The sequence below is a fragment of the Leifsonia sp. KNZ13-11D genome (genome assembly GCF_056754895.1).
Genome location: NZ_JBPGWU010000001.1, coordinates 1,049,794 through 1,071,790 on the forward strand (window position 1 = coordinate 1,049,794; position 21,997 = coordinate 1,071,790).

A 21,997-nucleotide genomic window follows, 5' to 3' on the forward strand; every position below is an offset into this window, starting at 1 on the left:
GCCCTTTCTCAGTGTCGTTGTCAGTTCTCGATGGCGATCGTGCCGCCGGCCGGCTGGTCGGCGTTGCGCCGCGTCTTCGCCCATCCGTTCTTGCCGCGGATGACGCGGTAGAAGGCCTTGCCGATCGACGCGATGACGTAGAGCTGGAAGATCCAGTTGCTGAATCCGATGCCGACGGCGGCCGCCCAGGTGGTCGTCGGCTCGCAGCGGAGCTTGTAGATGATGCCCCAGATGAAGAAGGGGCCGATCCCGAAGAAGATCGTGATCAGGACGATGCCCCAGAGGCTCCCCGCCCAGGCTTCGCGGACGACGGGATCGGTGATCACGCCGTACGCCTGGGTTCCGAGCAGGATGCCGAACAACGTCATGCCGAGCACCTGGATGTACGGGAGGACCATGAAGTACACCGCCTCGAGCGCACCCACCGCCGTGAAGTTGGCCGAGCCGAGGACGCGCGGCAGGTACTTGATGCACTGGATGACGCCTTGCGCCCAGCGCGTGCGCTGCGTCACCAGCCGGGGCAGGCTCGGCAGCGCCTCCTGCGAGACGTACGAGTCGTGCACCTGGCGGTTCTCGTATCCGGCGAAGATCACGTGCAGCCCGAGCTCGTAGTCCTCGAGGAGGGAGCCGTGCCACGGGGCGCCGTACTCCGTGTTGATCGCGTCGAGCACGGACAGCCGGGTGAACTGGCCGTTGCCGCCCATGCCGACCGTCCCGGTGTGCGCGCGGAGCGCCTGCATGGCGAGGATGGTCGTGCGGAACTCGACGTCCTGCATCCGGAGCAGCCACCGGCCGAACAGGTTCGCGGGCTTGCTGCGACCGGGCAACGGGTGGCGGTCGTCGCGGTTCTTCATCCGTACGGCGAGCTGGGCCGCACCGACCTTGGGGTTCGCGAACACCTCGCGGGTGGAGACGGCGCCGAGGGCGGTGGGGGCGAGCTCCCCGTCCCCGTCGACGACCGCGACGATCACCGACGCGCGGTCGGTGGATGCGGGAAGCCAGGCGTTGAGTGCGGCGTAGGCTGCGTTGAGTGCCGCCCCTTTGCCGGCCCGCGCGTTCGGGCGCCGGCGCTGCACGAGGTGGACCATCGGGTCCCCGGCGGCGCGCCCCGCCACGATCGCCGACGTGTCGTCGTCGCTGTCGTCGTCCACCACCCACACGTGCATCGTCGGGAAGAGCTCGCGGGTGCGGTCGATGGTGTCGCCGATCACCGAGGCCTCGTCCCGGCAGGGGACGAAGACGTGCCACTCGAAGGCGGTGTGGTCACCGGCGGGCTTCGGCTTGCGCCGCAGGTAGGGGACCAGGATGAACGCGACGTACGTCAGGAAGATGATCGTGAGAACGAAGGAGATCGACTGGAAGATGGAGAGCATGGGGCGTCCGTCCGGTTCGTAGGCCGTGACTCGGGGAGAGCGTCCGCGGTCCGCGTGGGCTCTGTCACCTCTAGAGACGTGGTTGCGTCGCGGGCCATTACGCGAATCCATGTATTTCTTCGATCTGCGTCAGGATCGGCCGCCCATGGTCGTCCCTACAGGTGAACCATCCACTGCCCCCGGATGACGCCCCGATACCCGACAGGAGTTCCCATGACCACGATCGAGCATGCGCAGTCCGCAGTTCGACTCCGGCCGCGCTCCGGCCGCTCGCGCCCTCGACGGCGGCTCCGGCGGATACCCCGCCTGCTGACGGGCGCGGCTCTCCTCGCCGTCGCGACCCTCCTGATCGTCGTGCAGGAGCAGGTCAGGCATGTCGAGGCACTCGTGATGGCCGCTGTCTTCAGCCCGTTCGCGGGCGGCAGGACGACGGCGACCCGTGACATGTTCCTCGTCCTCGGCCCGGACGGCTGGCTCGGCCTGCGCATCACCGTCGAGTGCACCACCGTCGTCCTGCTCGTGCCGGTCCTCGTGCTCTCCGCTCTGCTGGTCATCCTGCCCAAAGGGATCCCGTGGAGGCGCTGGGCGCTCAGCGCGATCCTCGGAGTGACGCTGATGTGCGTCATCAACGGCATCCGCCTCGCGATGATCGCGTCCGCGACCGTGCACTTCGGGATGGTCGGCTACGAGTGGACCCACCTCGTCCTCGGCAGCGTCTTCGCCCTGATCGGCGGCGTGCTCACCCTCATCGTGATGCTTCGCATCGTGAGCACCAAGCGCCGCCGTCGCGGCCGCCACTGAGCCTCTCCTCCCCACCGCACCCAACGAAAGGAATCACCATGTACGCCGGATCGAGCATCCCCCCTATCGCTGCCGGAGGCGTCCTCGCCTCGACCGGCGCGAACACCACCCTCGGCATCACCATCGCCGCGATCGCATTCGCCATCGGCGGCGCGCTCTTCCTGCGCGACCGGCTCGTCCGGCGCGCTGCTGCAACGCGCTGAACCGACGGCCGGCCGTCTCGGACGGCACCGCCCTCCGGCCGGGTCACGCACACGTCGTGGCTCGGCCGGAGGGCTTCGTTGTTGACGGGCGGCCGCGCGTGCACCACGATCGGTGCATGACCAGCACCGGTGAGGATGCGCCCGACACCCGTACGGGCGCGGCATCCGCCTTCGACGTCGAGCTCAACGGGCTCAACACCATCCACGAGGACGAGCGGCACGGACGCCCCCGCGACCTGTTCTGGCCGTGGTTCGGCGCGAACGTCTCCGTCTTCGGCCTGAGCTACGGGTCGTTCCTGCTCGGGTTCGGGATCTCGTTCTGGCAGGCGACGATCGTCGGCGTGATCGGCATCGTGGCTTCCTTCCTGCTGTGCGGCGTCATCGCGCTGGCCGGCAAGCGCGGGTCCGCGCCCACCATGGTGCTCAGCCGAGCCGTGTTCGGCGTGGAGGGCAACCGCGTCCCGTCGTTCCTCTCCTGGCTGCTCACGGTCGGCTGGGAGACGGTGCTCGTGTCGCTGGCGGCGCTCGCCACCGCGACCGTGTTCCAGCAGCTCGGCTGGGAGGGCGGCTGGGTGACCAAGCTGGTCGCCCTGATCGTCGTCGTCGCGCTGGTGATCATCGGCGGCGTGGTCGGTTTCCACCTGATCATGCGGATGCAGATGGTCATCACCATCGTGACCGGCGTGCTCACCGTGGTCTACATCCTGCTGGTCCTGAACCACATCGACGTCGGCGCCGTCGCGGCGCTCCCTGCCGGCGATGCGCCGCACGTCATCGGCGGGTTCGTGTTCATGCTCACCGGGTTCGGCCTGGGCTGGGTCAACGCGGCCGCCGATTACTCCCGCTACCTGCCGCGCAGCGCACGCAGCGGCGGAGTGGTGGGATGGACGACCTTCGGCTCGTCGCTCGCCCCGGTCATCCTGCTGATCTTCGGCATCCTGCTCGCCGGGTCTTCGTCGAAGCTGAGCGAGGCCATCGCCGCAGACCCGATCGGCGCGCTCGCCTCCCTGCTGCCGACCTGGTTCCTGGTGCCGTTCGTGATCGTCGCCGTGCTGGGGCTCGTCGGCGGCGCGGTGCTCGACATCTACTCGTCGGGGCTGGCGCTCCTCAGCGTCGGCGTCCGCGTGCCGCGGTACGTCGCGGCCGGCATCGACGGCGTCATCATGACCGCGGGCGCCATCTACGTCGTCTTCTTCGCGACCGACTTCCTCGGCCCGTTCCAGGGCTTCCTGATCACCCTCGGAGTGCCGATCGCCGCCTGGTGCGGCATCTTCGTCGCCGACATCCAGCTGCGCCGCCGCGACTACGCGGAGGCGGACCTCTACGACCGGCGCGGCCGCTACGGTGCGGTCCGCTGGCTCCCGATCGCGCTCATCGTCATCGGGACCGCCATCGGGTGGGGCCTGGTGACGAACGGCTCCGCGTCGTGGCTGGCGTGGCAGGGCTACCTGCTCGGCCCGATCGGCGGCGCGAAGGGCGACTGGGCGTACGCGAACCTGGGCGTGCTGGTGGCGCTGGTGATCGGCTACCTCGGCACGCTGCTGTTCTCGCGGGCCGCCGTGCGCCGCCAGGAGGAGCGGTGACCGACACCGCCGGACCGACCCTCGTCGTCGTCGACATGCAGCAGGTGTTCGGCGACCCCGCCAGTCCATGGTTCACTCCGCGGTTCTCGGAGGCGGAGGCGGTCATCGCCGGGATGGTGCCGGCGTTCGCCGACCGCGTGGTCTTCACCCGCTTCGTGGCGCCGGAGCGGCCCGAGGGCGCGTGGGTGCCCTACTACGAGCAGTGGCCGTTCTCCCTCGTGCCGGACGACGACCCGATCTACGACCTGGTGCTCGCGTTCCGCGACACCGGGCACGCGGTGGTCACCGAGACCACGTTCGGCAAGTGGGGCGCCGACCTGAGTGCGGCGCTGCGCGGCTCTCGGGATGTGGTGCTCGCCGGCGTCTCCACCGACTGCTGCGTGCTCAGCACGGCTCTCGGCGCTGCCGACGCGGGTGTCCGCATCCGGGTCGCCGCGGACGCGTGCGCCGGGCTGTCCGACGCCGATCACCGGCGGGCACTGGATGCCATGGCGCTGTACGCGCCGCTGATCGAGATCTCGGACAGCAGTCGCATCCTGGACGGCCTCCGGTAGAATCGTCCCTGGTCGGCGGTTCCCGCGCGGCCCTGGGCGCGCACATCGGCGCGTAGTCGACCCGCCATCCCTCCCGGTACCGCAACGGACCGTGGCCCGCGCATCGCGGCGGATGGCCGGGGAACGCCACGTTGGACAGATCCGTATGACTGCCACTTCGACGACTCCGGCGCGCACCGCGCCGAAATTCCCGTGGGTGGGGCTGATCGCCCTCGCCGCGGCCACCTTCCTCTCCGTCACCAGCGAGATGATCCCGACCGGGCTGCTCCCGGACATGAGCGCCTCCCTCGGGGTGAGCGAGGCGCAGGTGGGGCTCCTCGTGACCGTGTTCGCGTTCACGGTCGTGGTCACGAGCGCCCCGCTGACCGCGCTGACACGGCGCTGGCCGCGGCATGGTCTGCTGATCGGCATCCTGGTCGTGCTGGGCGTCTCGAACGCGCTCACCGCGATCGCCCCCGACTACGGCTTCGTCGTCGGGTCGCGCATCCTCGGCGGGGTCGCGCACGGGATGTTCTGGTCGATCGTCGGAGCCTACGCCGGCCACCTGGTGCCGAAGGACCGGATCGGCCGCGCCGTCTCGATCACCCTCGGCGGCGGGACGCTGGCATTCGTCCTGGGCGTCCCGCTCGGGACGTTCGCGGGTCACCTGTTCGGCTGGCGGCTGTCGTTCGCCATCCTCGCCGCCCTGATGATGGTGGGCGCGCTGGTGATCTGGAGGCTGCTGCCGGCGGTGGAGCGCGAGTCGGACGGCGACCGCCGCCCCCGTCGCGACCGGACGGCGCCGCGGCCGCGCGACCGCACGGTCCCCGCCGTGATCATGGTCTGCGCGATCGCCGCCGTGACCATGGTGGGCCATTACGCGTTCTACACGTTCGTCGTGCCGTTCCTGACCGGTCCGATGGGCGTCCCCTCCGGGAACGTGGGCGCGCTGCTGTTCCTCTACGGGATCGCCGGAGCGGGCGGCCTGCTGCTCGCGGGCTCCGTGCTGGGGCCGCGCCCGCAGCTCGGTCTCGTGCTGGCGCTCGCGGTGACCGGCGTGTCGGTGGCCGGTCTGGCGCTGGTGGCGGGACAGATCGTCGCCGCACTGATCGCCTTCCTGCTCTGGGGCCTGGCGTTCGGCGCGCTGCCGCCGCTGCTGCAGACCCGGATGCTGCACACGTCGTCGCCCGCGTTCCGCGACACCGCGAGCGCGCTGTACACGACCTCGTTCAACATCGGCATCGGCGGCGGCGCCCTGGTCGGGGCGCTGATCTTCGACCTCGGCGGGCTGATGGTGCTGCCGTGGTGCTACGTCGGGCTGCTGGTCGTGTCCATCGTGCTGGTCCTGCTCGTCCCGCGCCTGTCGCGCGCGTAGCGCGCGCCGCCCCCGGCCCGGCCATCGAGGGGTCGCAACACGCCGTTACGCGCCACGGATAACGGCATGTTGCGACCCCTCGATGCCCGGGAAGTAAGGGGAAGCGCGTCAGGGGAGGACGGGGTCGCCGGCCGACCAGACCTGGCGCACGTGCAGGTCGGCGTCGAGCAGCACGGCGTCGGCGGCGTAGCCGGCGCGGAGCCGTCCGAGGTCGTGCCCGCGCCCGATCGCCGCGGCGGGCGTCTCGCTGACGGCGCGCACGGCATCCACAAGGGGGATGCCCACCTCCTGCACCGCGCGCCGCAGCGCGTCGTCGAGGGTGAGCGTCGACCCGGCGATGGATCCGCCGCCCGCGAGCCGGGCGATCCCGTCGCGCACCTCGACCTGCAGCGACCCGAGCAGGTAGTCGCCGTCGTCGGAGCAGGCGGCGGCCATGGCGTCGGTGACGAGCGCCATCCGGCCGGGCGCGCTCGCGAACGCCATCCGGACGATCTCGGGATGCACGTGGACGCCGTCGTTCACGATCTCGAGCGTGACGCCCGGCGTGCGTGCGGCGGCGCCGACCGGTCCGGGCGCACGGTGGTGGAGGCCCGGCATCGCGTTGAAGGCGTGGGTGAGGATGCGCGCGCCGGCGTCGAAGGCCGCGAGCGTCCGGTCGTAGCCGGCGTCCGTGTGGCCGACCGCGACGGCGACGCCCGCCGCCGCGAACGCGCGGAGCGCGTCCATCCCTCCGGGAAGCTCGGGCGCCAGCGTGATCTGCCGCAGGGCGCCGCCCGCCGCCTCGAGCAGGGTGTCGATGTCGGCGGCGGTCGCCGGGCGCAGCAGCGCGGGGTCGTGCGCGCCCTTGTGCCCGACGTCGAGGAACGGGCCCTCCAGGTGCGCGCCGAGGATGCGCGGGTCGGCCGCGGTCAGCGCCGCCACCTCGCGCAGCCGCACGGCCAGGTCGGCGACCGGAGCGGTGACCAGTGAGATGACCGAGCGGGTGGTCCCGTGGCGGCGGTGCAGGGCGAGCGCCCGCGCGATGTGCTCGCCGCCGTCGTCGAAGCTCGCGCCGCCTCCGCCGTGCACGTGGATGTCGACGAAACCCGGCGTGAGCCACGCGCCCGCGGCATCCGTCGCCGTCGCTGTCGCAGGCTCCTCGCGCCAGGATGCACCGGTCCCTGTCGCGGCGATCGTGCCGCCTGCGAACCGCACCCAGCCGTCGTCGACGACCGTTCCGCCGTCGACCAGCCTCGCCGAGTGGATGAGGTGGTCGCCGCTCACGCGACGATCACCTCGAAGCCCTGCTCGACGAACGCGGCCCGCTGCTCGTCGGTGATGCCGTCGTCGGTGATCAGGGTGGTCAGCAGCTTCGGGCCGCCGAGGGTGGCGAACGCCTTGCGCCCGATCTTCGAGGAGTCGGCCACCACGACGGCCCGCGTGGCGCGGCGCGCCATCAGGGAGTTGACGCTCGCCTCGCCCTCGTCGTGCACCGTCGCGCCGACCAGCGGGTCGATGCCGTTCACGCCGATGAAGGCGATGTCCATAGTGATCTTCTCGAGTACCACGTCGCTGTAGGGTCCGACGAGCTCGTACGAGCGGGCGTGCACCACGCCGCCGGTCACGACGGTCTTGATCTGCGGTCGCATGACAAGCTGCGCCGCGATGTTGATCGCGTTGGTGACGACGGTGAGGCTGGGATGCGGCGAGGGCTCCATGAGGTCGGGCCGCGAGCCCAGCACGGTCGCGACGGCTGTGCTGGTCGTGCCGCCGCACAGCCCGACGACGGCACCGCGCGGCACCAGCGCGCTCGCCGCCTGCGCGATCCGCAGCTTCTCGGGGGCGTGCTGCTCGCGCTTGTAGCGGATCGGCAGGTCGTAGGCCACCGACTGCCCGATCGCCCCGCCGCGCGTGCGGGTGAGCAGCTGCTGCGACGCCAGCGCGTCCAGGTCGCGGCGTGCCGTGGCCGCCGAGACGTCCAGCTTGGCGACGATATCGTCGACCTCCACCTGGCCGGCCTGGGCCAGCAGGTCGAGCACGGCGTTCAGCCGTTCCGCTCTGTTCATCGGTGCACCGTCTCCGTTCCGCCGGTCCCGCCCGCGCCGCTGACGTCGAACAGGGTCATCAGGCGTGCCGCCTCGGCGGTCACCGCGGCCCGTCCCTCCCGCACATACTTGCGCGGGTCCACCGTCTCGGGATGCGCGCCGAAGTGCGACCGGATCGCATCGGTGAAGAACCGGTTGAGATGGGTGGAGACGTTGACCTTGGTGATCCCTGAGCGGATCGCCTGCTCGATCGTCTCATCCGCCACCCCGCTGGAGCCGTGCAGCACCAGCGGAACGGGTACGGCGTGTCGCAGGCGATCGATGAGCACGAGGTCGAGCGCCGCCGTGCGTTCCGTCATCGCGTGCGAGCTCCCGACCGCCACCGCGAGGGCGTCGACACCGGTCTCCGCGACGAACCGGCGGGCCTCGTCCGGGTCGGTGCGCACGCCGGGGGCGTGTGCGCCGTCCTTCCCGCCGATCTCGCCGAGCTCGGCCTCCACCAGCACGTCGTGCGCGTGAGCGTACTCGACGACGCCCACGGTCGCGGCGACGTTGTGCTCGTAGTCGAGAGCGGAGCCGTCGAACATCACCGAGCCGAAGCCCAGGTCGACCGCGCGGCGGGCGAGCTGCTCGTCCTCCGCGTGGTCGAGGTGCACGGCGACGTGCGCGCTCGACCGGTGCGCCAGGGCGAGGGTCGCCTCCGCGATCGGCTCCAGGGCGCCGTGGTAGGCGACGCAGTTCTGCGAGATCTGCAGGACGACGGGCAGCCCGGTCTCCTCGGCGGCGTCGACGAGCGCCTCGGCGGTCTCCAGCAGCACGACGTTGAACGCCGCGAGTCCGGTGCGGCGCGCGATCGCTGCGTGCAGCAGGTCGGCGGTGGGGACGAGGGGCATGGCGGCTCCAGGACGGTGGGCGGGGGAGGCGGTCAGCCGGTCACGAGGCGCGCCTCGAACTCCGGGTAGGTGGGATGCAGCTCTCCGGCGAGCGGGGCGAGCACGGCGGCGGCCGACCAGGCGGTCGCGCGGCGCAGCAGCCGCTCGGGGTCGTCCGTCCCGGAAGCGAGCAGGGTCGCCACCGCGGCGACGGCGGCGTCGCCGGCTCCGGTGGCGTTGCCGGCGAGCGGCTGGGGGAGGCGCGCGTGCAGCGGCGCTCCCGCGCGCGGCACGGCGAGCATCCCGTCGGCGCCGAGGGAGACGAGGACGAGCCGGGCGCCGGCGTCGAGAAGGATGCGCGCACCGGCCACCGGGTCGTCGTCGCCGGTGGTCTCGGCGAGTTCGCGCCGGTTGGGCTTCACGACATCGGCGCCGGCCTCGGCGGCCAGGATCAGCGCACGGCCGATCGCGTCGATGACGCTCGGCACTCCGCGGTCCGCGGCGACGGCGACCAGGTCGGCGTAGACATCGTCGGGCGCGCCGGGCGGCAGGCTGCCGGAGCCGACGATCGCGCTGGCCGGGACGGCCAGCCGCCGTGTCGCGTCCCGCAGGGCGGTCCACTCGGCGGCGCTGAGCGCGCCGCCGGTCTCGTTGACGACCGTCGTCTCTCCGGCGGACTCGTCCACCAGCGCGATGCTCGTCCGGGTGGGCGACGCGACGGGCACCAGCTCGGACGGCAGTTGCGACGCCTCCAGCTCGTCGGCGAGGCGCACGCCCGGCGCGCCGCCCGCGGTCGTCAGTGCGAACGCGGCGCCACCGGTCTGCGCGATCACGCGCGCCACGTTGAGGCCCTTGCCGCCCGCGCGCACGGCCGGCGGCGCGGCGCGGTGGGTCTCGCCGGGCACCAGCGCACGGAGCCGGTAGGTGAGGTCGAGGGCCGGATTCGGCGTGACGGTCAGGATCACGAGGCCGGCTCCGGGGCCGGCGCCGCCACGAGCAGGTCGCGCGCCCGCAGGGCCGCGCCGATGACGCCCGCGTTCTCGCCGATGCTCGCCGGCAGCAGCACGGGCCGGCGATGGAAGGTGAGGATGCCGTCGAGCTTCGCGACGAGCGGCTCGAACAGGGCAGCGCCGGCCTGCGCCAGTCCGCCGCCGATCACGATGGCCTCCGGCGCCAGCAGGGCGACGGTGTGGGACAGGTCCAGCGCGAGGGCGTCCAGGGCCGACTCCCAGACCCGCTGGGCCACCGCATCCCCGTGCTCCGCGCGCTCGAGCACCTCGCGCGCCCCGGGCACGTCGGCCCCGGCCTCCGCGTTGTACCGCCGCGCGATCGCCGCGGCCGACGCGACCGCCTCGAGGCAGCCGATGCCGCCGCAGGCGCAGACCGGGCCGTCGGCGACGCGCGAGTGGCCCATCTCGCCGGCCATGCCCCCGCCGATATGGAGGTGACCGTCGACGAAGACGGCTCCGGCGATCCCCGTGCCGATCGCCATTACGACGACGTCGCGGTACGGCGCCGCGGCGCCCAACCGGTGCTCCGCCTCGCCGGCGCCGCGCACGTCGTGGCTGAACGAGACGGGCACACCGAGGGCCTGCTCGGCGCGGTCGCGGAACGGGAAGTCGTGCCAGCCCAGATTCTCGGCGAACACCCCCACGCCGGCGGTGTCGTCCACGTGACCGGGGACGAGGAGGCCGGCGGCCTCCGGCACGACGTCGGGGTGCTCGGCGGCGAAACGCTCGGCGAGACCGGCGATCGCGTCGACGACGGCGTCACCAGTGGCCTCCCCGGCGTGCGGGGTGGGGATGCGCAGCACGCGCACCAGGCGGCCGTCGGCATCCACCAGCGCCGCCTTGGTGTCGGTCCCTCCGACATCGAACGCCAGCACCGGCGCGCCGCTCCCGAGCGGGGCGGCGGTCGGTGCCTGCGGGGCGAGGGCGTCGGCGGTCACGAGGACAGGATGACCGATCGTGTGAGGTTGCGGGGGCTGTCGGGATCGAGACCGGCACGACGGGCACGGGCCAGCGCCACCCTCTGGGCGCGCACCAGGTCGGCCATCCCGTCGATGCGGCGGTCCTCGAAGCGGGCTCCGGTGACCCGCAGGTCGTCGGCGAGCCCGGCCGGCGCCTCACCCAGCATCCACGTGACGCGGCCGGGGGCGGCGATCGCGATGGGGCCGTGGCGGTACTCCTTGGCGGGATACGACTCGGTCCACGACTGCGAGGCCTCGCGCATCTTGAGCGCGGCCTCGTGGGCCAGGCCGATCGTCCAGCCCGCGCCAAGGAACGAGTACTGCTCCGCGGCGACGAGTTCGTCGTCCAGCTCCTCCTCGATGGCGGCGGCGGCCTGGTCGATGGCGGGGGCGAGGTCCTCGCCGAGGGATGCGCGCACGAGCGCCAGGGCGGTGGTCGCGAACCGGGTCTGCACGACCGACTGCTCGTCCGCGAACGGCAGGCGCACGGCGGTGTCGACGAGGTCGACCAGCGGAGTCTCCGGGTCGCCGACGATGCCGACGGTGCGCGCGGGGCTCTCGGAGGTGCGCAGCGCGTCGAGCAGTTCGAGCACCTCGGTCGTCGTGCCCGAGCGGGTGATCGCCACGATCGCGTCGTATCCGCGGTCGAGCACCGGCGCTTCGGAGGCGGCGAAGGCATCCGTCACGCCGTGCCCGGCGCGCTCGCGGAGCGCCGCGTACGCCTGCGCCATGAACCAGGACGTCCCGCAGCCGACGACGGCGATGCGCTCGCCCGGCGCGGGGAGCAGGGACTGCTCCTCGCGGAGCCCGGCGGCAGTGGCCCAGGTCTCGGGCTGTGAGCGCAGCTCGGCCTCCATATGGGCTCCTGCGGTGGATGCGTGCGTCACTGATCGCTCCTGTCGGATTCGTCTGCTCGATGTACTGGTCACAATGATCGCTGATGATCGAACGTCCTGTCCAGTGAGCATGTTCAATCGTTTCCGTAGGCTATGAGCCGGGATATGGGCTCCGGTGTAAACGCCGTGTAACGATCTGCCGGCTGGTTCTTGACGGGAGCGAGCCGACACGACATGATTTCGATCATCCATTGAGTGCAAGTGCTTGTTTCGAGCAGAAACAAATCACTAAGCATCAAACAGCTACGCATCGTCGCGCAGGCACCATCGGCAGTGACGGTTCGTGTTTTCCCTTCGAGAAGTGAGGAAGTCAATGAAGAAGTCACTGCGGTGGGGAGCGGCGGTCGCAACCGCGGCGGTCGCCACCATGACGCTCGCCTCGTGCGGCTTCAGCGGCGGGTCCGGAGGCTCGTCCGGCGGCGCGCAATCGCTCGACCTGATGGTGGCGAGCTACTCGGACAACACCAAGGCCGAGTGGCAGCAGATCATCAAGGACTTCGAGGCCAAGAACAGCGGCATCACGGTCAACCTCGACGTCGAGTCCTGGACCGACATCAACAACGTCATCAAGACGCGCATCCAGGCGCAGAAGCAGCCCGACATCCTGAACATCGACGCGTTCGCCGGCTTCGCCGCCGACGACCTGCTCTACCCGGCGAAGGACATCGTCTCGGCGTCCACGCTGAACGACTTCCAGGACGCCTTCAAGAAGAACGCCAGCATCGACGGCACGCAGTACGGCCTCCCGTTCATCGCGTCGGCCCGTGCGCTGTTCTACAACAAGGACGACTTCTCCAAGGCCGGCATCTCGGCCCCGCCCAAGACGTGGGCCGAGTTCGAAGAGGACGCCGCCAAGCTGAAGGCCGCCGGCGTCACCCCGTACGGCATGCCGCTCGGCAGCGAGGAGGCGCAGGCCGAGACCGCGATCTGGTTCTACGGAGCAGGCGGCGGCTACGGCGACGCGAAGAAGCTGACCATCGACAGCCCCGAGAACGTCGAGGGCGCGACGGAGATGCAGAAGATCATCGACCAGGGCTACACCGAGCCGAACCCCGGCTCGACCAACCGGACGCCGCTGCTCAACGTCTTCATCCAGGGCCAGCTCGGCATGCAGGTCGGCCTCCCGCCGACAGTCGGGCAGCTCAAGGACAAGAACCCCTCGCTGCAGTACGGCATCGCGCCGATCCCGACGAAGGACGGCTCGCCGTTCACGCTGGGTGTCGCGGACCACCTGATGGCGTTCAAGAACAAGACCGACAAGACGGCGTCGATCAAGAAGTTCCTCGACTACTTCTACTCGAAGGACGTCTACACGAAGTGGGTCCAGGCGGAGGGCTTCCTGCCGACCACCAAGTCCGGAGCGGACGCGATGGGGTCCGACGAGACCATCAAGCCGTTCCTCGACCTGCTGCCGAACGCGAAGTTCTACCCGTCCACCAACCCGAACTGGTCGGCCGCGCAGGGCGCGATCCAGAGCCAGATCGGCCAGCTGGGTCAGGGCGCCAAGCCCGAAGACCTGCTGAAGTCCATCCAGGCGAAGGCCGACGGCCAGTAGACCCGGATGGCCAGCACTGCTGAAGCGACCCGCGCGGGGGCGGCCACCGGCCGTCCCCGCCGCGGGGCGTCCCCCAAGCCCCCGGCCGGAGCAGCGGACCTCTGGCGCGCCGTGCCGTGGACGCTTCCCGCCCTCATCCTGATCTTCGGCGTCGTGCTGTTCCCGGCCGGCTACATGATCTACAACTCCACCCGGAAGATCTCCATCGCCGGCGTGGACCACGGATCGGTCGGCCTGCAGAACTACGTCACGGTGCTCTCGCGGCCGGAGCTCCCCGGCATCCTGCTCAACTCCCTGGTCTGGGTGGTGTCGGTCGTCGTCATCACCGTGGTGATCTCGCTGGCCCTCGCCCAGTTCCTCGACAAGAACTTCCCCGGCCGCCGCTGGGTGCGGATGGCGATCATCGTGCCGTGGGCGGCGAGCGTCGTGATGACCACGACGGTGTTCGTGTACGGCCTGGACCCCTACTACGGGATCATCAACAAGTTCCTCGTCGACATCCACGTGATCGCGGAGCCCTTCGGGTTCACCAAAGAGCCGCTCCCCGCGTTCATCTCGTCCATCGGCATCGCGGTGTTCGTCTCGCTGCCGTTCACGACGTACACGATCCTGGCCGGGCTCGCCGGCATCCCGGGCGACATGCTCGAGGCCGCGAAGGTGGATGGGGCGAGCGCCCTGCGCTCCTACTTCAGCGTCACACTGCCCAACCTGCGCAACGCCATCGCGCTGGCCACGCTGATCAACATCATCAACGTCTTCAACTCGCTGCCCATCCTGAAGCTGATGACCGGGTCCATCCCCGGTTACAAGGCCGACACGACGACCACGTACGTGTTCAAGCTGCTGCAGAACGAGCAGCGGATCGACCTGTCCAGCGCCCTCAGCGTGATCAACTTCCTGATCGTGCTGGTCGTGGTGGGCCTCTACCTGTGGATCGTCAAGCCGATGAAGGAGGTCTCGTGACCGCACCGGCCCCCGTCGCGCTCGCCGGAGCACCGACGCCCCGCCGCCGCCGTGCGGGCGGGTCCCGTGCATCCTGGCGCACCGTCGTCAAGATGATCGCCGGCACCGTCATCGCGCTCGTCTTCATCGCGCCGTACCTGATCATGCTGGTCGGCTCCTTCAAGAGCCGGAACAACATCCTGGCCGTCCCGCCGACCTACCTGCCCGAGCAGTGGCATCCCGAGAACTACCTCACGATGTGGTCGACCCCCGAGACGCCGCTGCCCTACAACCTGATCTCGACCGTCGTGATCGCGGTGTTCGCGACGGCGCTGGTGCTCGTGGTCTGCGTTCCGGCGGCGTACTACACCGCGCGGTTCCGGTTCCCGGGTCGCGGGATCTTCCTGTTCCTCGTGATCGTGACGCAGATGCTCCAGCCGACCGTGCTCGCGACCGGCCTGTTCAAGGAGATGGTGGCGCTCGGGATCAACGACACGTGGCTGGCGATGATCCTGGTGAACGCCGCCTTCAACCTCGCGTTCGCGATCTGGATCATGCACAGCTTCTTCTCCGGCGTGCCGAAGGAGGTCGACGAGGCCGCGCAGCTCGACGGCGCGGGCAAGTGGACTGTGCTCTTCCGGGTGCAGCTGCCGCTCGTGTGGCCGGGCATCGTGACGGCGATCATCTACACCTTCGTCGCCTCCTGGAACGAGTTCGCGGCGAGCCTGGTGATCCTGTCGACGGACGCCAACCAGCCGCTCTCCGTGGCGCTCACGAAGTTCGTGGGCCAGTACGACGCCGCCTGGCAGTACGTCTTCGCGGTGTCGGTGGTGGCCGTCATCCCGGTCGTCATCCTGTTCATGCTCATCGAGAAGCGCCTGGTGGGAGGGCTCACGGCCGGCAGCGTCAAGTAGCGGCCGGAGTCAACCCGTCCCCGGGGTCGGCGGTGGCGGGTACCATCCAAGAGGCGAAATCTGCAGGGATGGGACGATGACAGCGGGTACGACGAGCACGAGGCGGCAGGTCCTGACGGCCGCTCCGCTCCGCGTCCCCCGCCGCTTGCGGATCGCCGGGCGAGAGGTGCCGTGGTGGGCGGCCGTGCTGGTGCTGTACGCGGTCTCCCGCCTCCTCACCACGACGCTGATGCTCGCGCTGTTCATCACCGCGACGGCGCTGCACTGGGACTTCGCGAGCCCCCGGATGGACCCCAGTTTCTTCACCTTCTCGGGCTCGTGGGACGGCTCGTACTACAGCCAGATCGTGGAGCAGGGGTACCCCACCTCGTTGCCGCTCGACGCGGACGGATCGGTGCAGCAGAACCCGTGGGCGTTCCTGCCGCTCTTCCCGATCGTGGTGCGCGCGCTGATGTTCGTCACCGGACTCAGCTTCTACCCGGCCGGGTTCGTCGTCGCCATCGTCTTCGGTGCGGCCGCGAGCGTCGTGCTGTTCCGCCTGGTGGCCGCCCGCGCCGGTGTGTCCAGCGCGTGCTGGGCGACGGCGTTCTTCTGCTTCAACCCGCTCTCGTTCGTGCTGCAGATCAGCTACGCCGAGAGCATGTTCTTCTTCCTGATGTTCGCGGCGCTGCTCGCCATGATCCAGCGGCGGTACTGGCTGATGCTGCCACTCGGTGTGGCGGCGGCGTTCACACGGCCCGGCGCGCTCGCCCTGCCTCTCGCCCTCGGCATCGTCCTGCTGTTCCGGATGCTGCAGGCGCGGCGAGGCGGCGAGGGATTCCGCCCGCGCGAGCGGATGTCGATGCTCGTCGTGGGCGGCGCGATCGCGATCGCCGGGATGTCATGGCCGATCATCGCGGCGGCGGTCACCGGCACCGGCGACGCGTATGTGAGCACGGAGCTCTCCTGGTGGACGGGCTTCATCGGCAAGGTCGCGTTCATCCCGCTGACGCCGTGGTTCCTGCTCAGCTGGCGCTACCTGAGCATCCTGGGCGCGCTGATCGTCGTCGCCATCGTCGCCGGCTACAGCTGGATCCTCACCCGGCCGTCGGTGCGGGCGCTCGGCACCGATGTCGTCGCCTACGCGGCCAGCTACGGGTTGTACCTGTTCGCCGTCTTCCTGCCGCAGCAGAGCACCTTCCGCCTCCTGCTGCCGCTCGCCCCGCTCGCCGGGGCCCACGGTCTCACCCGCAGCCGCCGCGCGCGCAAGGCGACGCTGATCGCCTGCATCGCGCTGCAGCCGGTGGCGCTGGTGCTGCTCTGGTTCATCGGCTACCCCTGAGCGGTCGGAGCAGGGCCCGAGCCGTCGGAGCAGTGCCAGGTCGGAGCAGGCGCGGAGTCGTCGGAGCAGGCGCGGAGTCGTCGGAGCAGGCGCGGAGTCGTCGGAGCAGGCGCGGAGGTCAGGAGTCGATGGACTGCGGCCACGGCACCTCGGGCACCGGGCGGTAGCGGGTGCCCGCCGCATCCCAGTGCTCGGAGAGCCGGGCGACCCGCTCGACGAAGTCGGTGAGGTCGCGTGCCGCCTCCACCGGTTCGGTGTCGGCGGGGGCCGCCGACCAGCCGATCTCGGCGATCGCCGCGAGGCGGGGAAGCACCATGTCCTCCACCTCCTCGATCGTCGCGACGGTCTCGGTCCACAGCGGCGCCTCGATGCCCAGGATGTGCGCATCGCCCACGCCGGCCACGACGCGTGCCGGATCCCAGCCGAAGGAGCGGGCGAGGGTCGTGGGGGAGCCGGTCCAGTCCTGGCCGATCGGGTCGCCCTCCTCGTAGACGATGTCGAGGTAGGCGACGTCGGACGGCGAGAGGATGAGCGCGCCGCCGTTGCGCACGAAGGCGTGCGCGCGCTCGGCCGCCCGGTCGCGCGGCGTCGTGAAGTCCCAGTACTGGCCGACCGTGCCCACCGGCAGGGCGTCGGCCTTTCCGAGCTCGTGCCAGCCGATCGGCGTCTTCCCGTTCCGGGCCACTTCCGCGGCGGCATGATTCGAGAACGCGACGAAGTCCGCCTCCGGGGTGCTGAGGCACTCGTCGCCGCCGATGTGCAGGTACTGCCCCGGCGTCAGCGCCGCCACCTCGCGGATGACGTCGCTCACGAATCGCTCGGTGGTGGCGTCGCCGGTCCGCAGCGTGCTGAAGCCGACCTCCGAGCCGGTGTAGAGAGCTGGGGCCACGCCGTCCGGGTTGAGCTCGGGATACGACGCGAGCGCGGCGTTGGTGTGGCCCGGCATGTCGATCTCGGGCACCACGGTGATGTGCCGGTCGGCGGCGTACCGGACCAGCTCCCGGTACTCCCGCTGCGTGTAGAAGCCGCCGCGGCTCCCGTCGCTGCCGGTGGAGCCGCCGATGCGGGTGAGCTCGGGCCAGGACTCGATGTGGAGGCGCCAGCCCTGGTCGTCGGTGAGGTGCAGGTGCAGGTGGTTGACCTTGAGCAGGGCGATCGCGTCGATGAAGCGCCGGACCTCGGCCGGCGTGAAGAAGTGGCGCGCCACATCCAGCATCGCGCCGCGGTACGCGTACCGCGGGTGGTCGTGGATGCGCTGGGCGTCGACCGCGATCAGCTCGCCCTCCTGCGCCGCGGGCAGCAGCTGCCGCAGCGTCTGGACGCCCCAGAACGCGCCGGCCGGGGTGGCCGCACCGATGCGGACGCCTTCGGCGGCGACCTCCAGCGTGTAGCCCTCGGCGCTGTCCGAGCCGTCCTCGTGCGGTCCCTCGCCGGGTGCGATGACGATCGCGATGTCGCCGTACGCCGGCGGTTCGTCGACGATGTGGGGTTCGTGGCCGAACCCGGCGGCCAGGGCCGCAGCGAGAAGGCGGGCGACCGCATCCGCCCCGGGACCGGCGACGCTGATCCGTGCGGCGCCGGCGAGCACGAAGGGGGACGCGTCCGACGGGTCGGTGCGGACAGGGCGGGGCACGACCACAGGGCACTCCTCAGGGTCTGATCAGAACGGAGGAGGCCGACGTCGCCCGCCCCGCGAGGGGTCGGCCACAGCGAGTATCGCAGGGCTCCTCACAAACCCGCAAGGGTTCCGCCGGTCGCTCGCTTTGCTATGCTTGGCGCGTCGCGACTGGCGCTCAGATGGTCACCATCGGGGAGCGACACGGTATCTCGAGAACACGGATGGATGCGGCCGCGCGCCTGGGTCGCTACGGATTGGTCCATCCCTGTATGAAGGAGCCGGCAATGACCGATACCCTCCCCTCGACGTTCACCGCCCCTCTGGCGGAGGTCGACCCCGAGATCGCGGAGGTGCTGCAGCTCGAGCTCGGCCGCCAGCGCGACTACCTCGAGATGATCGCCTCCGAGAACTTCGTGCCGCGCGCCGTGCTCGAAGCGGTCGGCTCGGTGCTCACCAACAAGTACGCGGAAGGCTACCCCGGCCGTCGCTACTACGGCGGGTGCGAGTACGTCGATATCGCCGAGCAGCTGGCGATCGACCGGGCGAAGGCGCTGTTCGGCGCCGAGTACGCCAACGTCCAGCCGCACTCCGGTGCGTCCGCCAACGCGGCCGTGCTGTCGGCCATCGCGACGCCGGGTGACACCATCCTGGGCCTGGAGCTCGCCCACGGCGGCCACCTGACCCACGGTATGAAGCTCAACTTCTCGGGCAAGCTCTACAACGCCGTCTCGTACGGCGTCGACCCGGAGACGTTCCTCGTCGACATGGACATCGTGCGCGACAAGGCGCTCGAGCACAAGCCGCAGGTGATCATCGCCGGCTGGTCGGCGTACCCGCGTCAGCTCGACTTCGCGGCGTTCCGCGAGATCGCGGACGAGGTCGGAGCGAAGCTCTGGGTCGACATGGCGCACTTCGCCGGTCTCGTCGCCGCGGGCCTGCACCCGTCGCCCGTGCCCTACGCGGACGTCGTCAGCTCCACCGTGCACAAGACGATCGGCGGACCGCGCTCCGGCTTCATCGTCAGCCGCGACACGGAGCTCGCGAAGAAGCTCAACTCGAACGTCTTCCCCGGCCAGCAGGGCGGACCGCTCATGCACGTGATCGCCGCGAAGGCGACCGCGTTCAAGCTCGCAGCGACCGAGGAGTTCAAGGACCGCCAGGCGCGCACCATCCGCGGCGCGCAGCTCCTCGCCGAGCGCCTGACGGCCGACGACTCCCGCGCCGCCGGCGTGGACGTGCTCACCGGCGGCACCGACGTGCACCTGGTGCTCGCCGACCTCCGCACCTCGGAGCTCGACGGCCAGCAGGCGGAGGACGTGCTGCACGAGGTCGGCATCACGGTGAACCGCAACGCTGTGCCGTTCGACCCGCGCCCGCCGATGGTCACCTCGGGCCTCCGCATCGGCACGCCGGCGCTGGCGACGCGCGGCTTCGGCGACACCGAGTTCACCGAGGTGGCCGACATCATCGCGCTCGCGCTGCGTCCCGGCGCCGATACCCGCGCCCTCCGCGCGCGCGTAGACGCCCTGACCGCCGCCTTCCCTCTCTACCCCGGCCTGACCCCGTCCGGCCAGGAGGGCTTCCCCGTCGAGCTCCCCTCCTCGATCTGACCCCGCCCAAACAATCCCCGCCATCGAGTACACGATTTCTGCACGCTCGCACGGCGATTCGCGTGCAGTTTTCGTGTACTCGGCGGTGGGCAGGCATGTGTAAACGCAAGGAGATTCCGTGACCGCACAGATTCTGGACGGGAAGGCGACGGCCGCCGAGATCAAGGCGGAGCTGAAGGAGCGCGTCAGCGCGCTGCGCGAGAAGGGGATCGTCCCCGGACTCGGAACGGTTCTCGTCGGCGACGACCCGGGCTCGCAGTGGTATGTCGCCGGCAAGCACCGCGACTGCGCGGAGGTGGGCATCGCGTCCATCCGCCGCGACCTGCCCGCCGACATCTCGCAGGCCGAGCTCGAGGCGGTCGTCGAGGAGCTGAACGCGGACCCGGACTGCACCGGCTTCATCGTGCAGCTGCCGCTTCCGGGCCACCTCGACACCGACGCCATCCTCGAGCTCGTCGACCCGGCGAAGGATGCGGACGGGCTGCACCCGACGAATCTCGGCCGGCTCGTGCTGAACGTCAACCGCCCGATCACCTCGCCGCTTCCGTGCACGCCGCGCGGCGTGATCGAGCTGATGCTGCGTCACGGCATCGACATCCGCGGCAAGGATGTGGTGGTCGTCGGCCGCGGCGTCACCGTGGGGCGCGCCATCGGCTCTCTGCTGACGCGGCGCGAGTACAACGCGACCGTGACGTTGACGCACACCGGCACGCGCGACCTCGACGACCACCTGCGCCGCGCGGACATCATCGTCGCCGCGGCGGGCGTCGCGGGCCTCGTGACGGCGGACAACGTGAAGCCGGGCGCCATCGTGCTCGATGTCGGCGTCAGCCGGGTCGAGGACCCGCTGACCGGCAAGAGCGTCGTCGCGGGGGACGTCGCGCCCGAGGTCGCCGAAGTGGCCGCCTGGGTTTCGCCCAACCCCGGGGGCGTCGGCCCGATGACCCGGGCACTGCTGCTGCAGAACGTGGTGGAGTCGGCCGAGCGGGAGCTGGCGTGAGCGACACCGCCCGATCGCATCCCGCGGTCGAGCGCGTGGAGGCGGCCCTGCTCGCCGCGGGCGTCGAGCCGCGCGTCCGCTGGTTCGAGACGGCGACGCCGACGGCCGCCGCCGCCGCGGCGGAGCTCGGCGTCGAGGTCGGCGCGATCGCCAACTCGCTCGTCTTCACCCTCGACGGCGAGCCGCTGCTGGTGATGACCTCGGGCGCGCACCGCGTCGACACCCCGTTCCTCGGCGAGCGGCTCGGCGGCCGCATCCGCCGCGCCGACCCCGAGACCGTGAAGGCCGCGACCGGCCAGACGATCGGGGGCGTGGCCCCGCTCGGCCACCCCGCGCCGCTCCGCACCCTGGTCGACGTCTCCCTCGCCGGCTACCCCGAGATCTGGGCCGCCGCCGGCCACGCCCACACCGTCTTCCCGACCACCTTCGACGACCTCCTCCGTCTCACCCACGGCACCCCCACCCCCGTCACCCCCTGACCCCGCGCCCGGAGCCCCACCGTCGAGTACACGAAAAGTGCACGCGACGCGCCGTGCGGGCGTGCAGTTTTCGTGTACTCGACGGAGGGGCGTCAGCGGTCGAGGACGACGATGAAGCGGCGGCGGACGACGCGCTCGCCGGGCATCCCGCGCAGCTCGTCGAGGGCGGCGAGCACGCGATCCAGGATGCGCGGGCGCAGCGCCAGCTCTGCCTCGTCGGGCTGGTCGACAGTGCCCGCCGGGTAGTCCACGCCGGGGTCTGTCGACATCTCGACGTGCGCGCCGCGCAGCTCCCGCACGGGAGCGGTCGGGTCGTCGCGGAAGCGGATCAGCCGCTCGATGGTGGAGCGGAACTGCGGCAGGTCCCGGACGTACAGCCGCGCCGGCAGCACCGTGTCCCCGGTGAACAGGATGCCCGTCGCCCGATCGAAGAACACCACGGCCGACGGCTCGTGCCCCGGGCCGCCGATCACGTCGACGACGCGTCGGCCGAGATCGAACGGTACCGTCTCATCCGGCCACGAGCGGAAGCCGAAGAAGCCGATCACCTCCGCCGGGCTCGTGCCGACGACCGTCGTTCCGGGCCTGTCGCGCAGCAGCGCATCCCCCGCGATGTGGTCGCCGTGGGCATGCGTGTGCGCGACGACCAGCGGGTACGGCCGGACGAACACCGCAGGATTCCGCCGCAGCCATTCGGCGATCAGTCGCTCCACCGTCCCGCGCAGCGGGAACCGCTGCTCGTCGGTGGTGGCGCCCGTGTCGAGGAGGAGCGCCCGCTCGCGCCCGAACAGCAGGTACAGGAACGGCGCCTCCCAGTGCGACGTCTTGGGCTGCCGCACCTGGACGGTGTCCGGGTCGAGCCAGACCACATCCGGCTCGTTCATCCGTTCTTCGCTCACCTGTCACAGTCTCCACGCGCCGGGTGACCG

At 70.9% G+C, this 21,997-nt stretch carries 21 protein-coding genes and 1 riboswitch; of the genes, 12 read left to right on the forward strand and 9 right to left on the reverse strand.

From position 1 onward, the window contains the following. Positions 1 to 20 precede the first annotated feature (20 nt). Entirely contained in the window at positions 21 to 1,373 is a 1,353-nt protein-coding gene (locus ACR9Y5_RS05310) for a glycosyltransferase family 2 protein (RefSeq protein WP_481296979.1), read from the reverse strand. Between the two features lie 213 nt (positions 1,374 to 1,586). On the opposite strand from ACR9Y5_RS05310, the gene ACR9Y5_RS05315 reads away from it, so the two are divergent. From ACR9Y5_RS05315 to ACR9Y5_RS05335, 5 genes are all read left to right on the forward strand, one after another. Then, positions 1,587 to 2,174 carry an exosortase/archaeosortase family protein gene (locus tag ACR9Y5_RS05315; protein WP_481296980.1) on the forward strand — a complete coding sequence of 196 codons (588 nt, stop codon included), beginning with the start codon at positions 1,587 to 1,589 and terminating at the stop codon, positions 2,172 to 2,174. Between the two features lie 38 nt (positions 2,175 to 2,212). Continuing rightward, entirely contained in the window at positions 2,213 to 2,377 is a 165-nt protein-coding gene (locus tag ACR9Y5_RS05320) for an LPXTG cell wall anchor domain-containing protein (protein WP_481296981.1), read from the forward strand. A gap of 116 nt (positions 2,378 to 2,493) precedes the next feature. Further along, positions 2,494 to 3,960, forward strand: coding sequence for a purine-cytosine permease family protein (locus ACR9Y5_RS05325; RefSeq protein WP_481296982.1), 1,467 nt, complete (start codon positions 2,494 to 2,496; stop codon positions 3,958 to 3,960). Beyond that, positions 3,957 to 4,514 carry a cysteine hydrolase family protein gene (locus ACR9Y5_RS05330; RefSeq protein WP_481296983.1) on the forward strand — a complete coding sequence of 186 codons (558 nt, stop codon included), beginning with the start codon at positions 3,957 to 3,959 and terminating at the stop codon, positions 4,512 to 4,514. Before ACR9Y5_RS05325 ends, ACR9Y5_RS05330 begins: the two co-directional genes overlap by 4 nt. A gap of 145 nt (positions 4,515 to 4,659) precedes the next feature. Further along, on the forward strand, positions 4,660 to 5,868 hold the full coding sequence (locus ACR9Y5_RS05335; protein ID WP_481296984.1) for an MFS transporter: 1,209 nt from the start codon (positions 4,660 to 4,662) through the stop codon (positions 5,866 to 5,868). A 108-nt stretch (positions 5,869 to 5,976) separates the two neighbouring features. On the opposite strand, the gene nagA is transcribed toward ACR9Y5_RS05335, so the two are convergent. The 6 genes from nagA to ACR9Y5_RS05365 are packed head-to-tail and all read right to left on the reverse strand — an operon-like array spanning position 5,977 to position 11,590. Then, entirely contained in the window at positions 5,977 to 7,131 is a 1,155-nt protein-coding gene (gene nagA / locus ACR9Y5_RS05340; protein ID WP_481296985.1) for an N-acetylglucosamine-6-phosphate deacetylase, read from the reverse strand. Further along, positions 7,128 to 7,913 carry a DeoR/GlpR family DNA-binding transcription regulator gene (locus ACR9Y5_RS05345; RefSeq protein WP_481296986.1) on the reverse strand — a complete coding sequence of 262 codons (786 nt, stop codon included), beginning with the start codon at positions 7,911 to 7,913 and terminating at the stop codon, positions 7,128 to 7,130. Before ACR9Y5_RS05345 ends, nagA begins: the two co-directional genes overlap by 4 nt. Next, positions 7,910 to 8,785 carry a class II fructose-bisphosphate aldolase gene (locus tag ACR9Y5_RS05350; protein ID WP_481296987.1) on the reverse strand — a complete coding sequence of 292 codons (876 nt, stop codon included), beginning with the start codon at positions 8,783 to 8,785 and terminating at the stop codon, positions 7,910 to 7,912. Before ACR9Y5_RS05350 ends, ACR9Y5_RS05345 begins: the two co-directional genes overlap by 4 nt. A gap of 32 nt (positions 8,786 to 8,817) precedes the next feature. Further along, positions 8,818 to 9,729 carry a 1-phosphofructokinase family hexose kinase gene (locus tag ACR9Y5_RS05355; RefSeq protein WP_481296988.1) on the reverse strand — a complete coding sequence of 304 codons (912 nt, stop codon included), beginning with the start codon at positions 9,727 to 9,729 and terminating at the stop codon, positions 8,818 to 8,820. Next, positions 9,726 to 10,712: an ROK family protein gene (locus tag ACR9Y5_RS05360; protein ID WP_481296989.1), complete on the reverse strand. Its 987-nt coding sequence runs from the start codon at positions 10,710 to 10,712 to the stop codon at positions 9,726 to 9,728. The genes ACR9Y5_RS05355 and ACR9Y5_RS05360 overlap by 4 nt, the downstream gene beginning before the upstream one ends. Next, complete coding sequence (locus ACR9Y5_RS05365) at positions 10,709 to 11,590, reverse strand: SIS domain-containing protein (protein WP_481299522.1); 882 nt, start codon at positions 11,588 to 11,590, stop codon at positions 10,709 to 10,711. The genes ACR9Y5_RS05360 and ACR9Y5_RS05365 overlap by 4 nt, the downstream gene beginning before the upstream one ends. 352 nt (positions 11,591 to 11,942) lie before the next feature. Here ACR9Y5_RS05365 and ACR9Y5_RS05370 point away from each other — a divergent pair, with 352 nt between their 5' ends. The 4 genes from ACR9Y5_RS05370 to ACR9Y5_RS05385 all read left to right on the forward strand — a co-directional run bounded on the left by ACR9Y5_RS05370 (position 11,943) and on the right by ACR9Y5_RS05385 (position 16,361). Then, on the forward strand, positions 11,943 to 13,184 hold the full coding sequence (locus ACR9Y5_RS05370; RefSeq protein WP_481296990.1) for an extracellular solute-binding protein: 1,242 nt from the start codon (positions 11,943 to 11,945) through the stop codon (positions 13,182 to 13,184). Between the two features lie 6 nt (positions 13,185 to 13,190). Continuing rightward, entirely contained in the window at positions 13,191 to 14,147 is a 957-nt protein-coding gene (locus ACR9Y5_RS05375; protein ID WP_481296991.1) for a carbohydrate ABC transporter permease, read from the forward strand. Next, positions 14,144 to 15,040, forward strand: a complete 897-nt coding sequence (locus ACR9Y5_RS05380; protein ID WP_481296992.1) for a carbohydrate ABC transporter permease — start codon at positions 14,144 to 14,146, stop codon at positions 15,038 to 15,040. The genes ACR9Y5_RS05375 and ACR9Y5_RS05380 overlap by 4 nt, the downstream gene beginning before the upstream one ends. 76 nt (positions 15,041 to 15,116) lie before the next feature. Continuing rightward, the gene (locus ACR9Y5_RS05385; protein ID WP_481296993.1) at positions 15,117 to 16,361 is read left to right on the forward strand and encodes a hypothetical protein; all 1,245 of its coding nucleotides are present in this window, start codon (positions 15,117 to 15,119) and stop codon (positions 16,359 to 16,361) included. A 118-nt stretch (positions 16,362 to 16,479) separates the two neighbouring features. Here ACR9Y5_RS05385 and ACR9Y5_RS05390 read toward each other — a convergent pair whose 3' ends face one another. Continuing rightward, positions 16,480 to 17,994: a family 20 glycosylhydrolase gene (locus ACR9Y5_RS05390; RefSeq protein ID WP_481296994.1), complete on the reverse strand. Its 1,515-nt coding sequence runs from the start codon at positions 17,992 to 17,994 to the stop codon at positions 16,480 to 16,482. A 139-nt stretch (positions 17,995 to 18,133) separates the two neighbouring features. Further along, a riboswitch (ZMP/ZTP riboswitch) is annotated at positions 18,134 to 18,231 on the forward strand. Positions 18,232 to 18,263: 32 nt separating this feature from the next. Here ACR9Y5_RS05390 and glyA point away from each other — a divergent pair. The 3 genes from glyA to ACR9Y5_RS05405 all read left to right on the forward strand — a co-directional run bounded on the left by glyA (position 18,264) and on the right by ACR9Y5_RS05405 (position 21,068). Next, positions 18,264 to 19,589 carry a serine hydroxymethyltransferase gene (glyA, locus tag ACR9Y5_RS05395; protein WP_481296995.1) on the forward strand — a complete coding sequence of 442 codons (1,326 nt, stop codon included), beginning with the start codon at positions 18,264 to 18,266 and terminating at the stop codon, positions 19,587 to 19,589. Between the two features lie 118 nt (positions 19,590 to 19,707). Beyond that, positions 19,708 to 20,589, forward strand: a complete 882-nt coding sequence (locus ACR9Y5_RS05400) for a bifunctional methylenetetrahydrofolate dehydrogenase/methenyltetrahydrofolate cyclohydrolase (protein WP_481296996.1) — start codon at positions 19,708 to 19,710, stop codon at positions 20,587 to 20,589. Next, positions 20,586 to 21,068 carry a YbaK/EbsC family protein gene (locus ACR9Y5_RS05405; protein ID WP_481296997.1) on the forward strand — a complete coding sequence of 161 codons (483 nt, stop codon included), beginning with the start codon at positions 20,586 to 20,588 and terminating at the stop codon, positions 21,066 to 21,068. The genes ACR9Y5_RS05400 and ACR9Y5_RS05405 overlap by 4 nt, the downstream gene beginning before the upstream one ends. 92 nt (positions 21,069 to 21,160) lie before the next feature. On the opposite strand, the gene ACR9Y5_RS05410 is transcribed toward ACR9Y5_RS05405, so the two are convergent. Beyond that, positions 21,161 to 21,967, reverse strand: coding sequence for an MBL fold metallo-hydrolase (locus ACR9Y5_RS05410; protein ID WP_481296998.1), 807 nt, complete (start codon positions 21,965 to 21,967; stop codon positions 21,161 to 21,163). Positions 21,968 to 21,997: the final 30 nt, after the last annotated feature.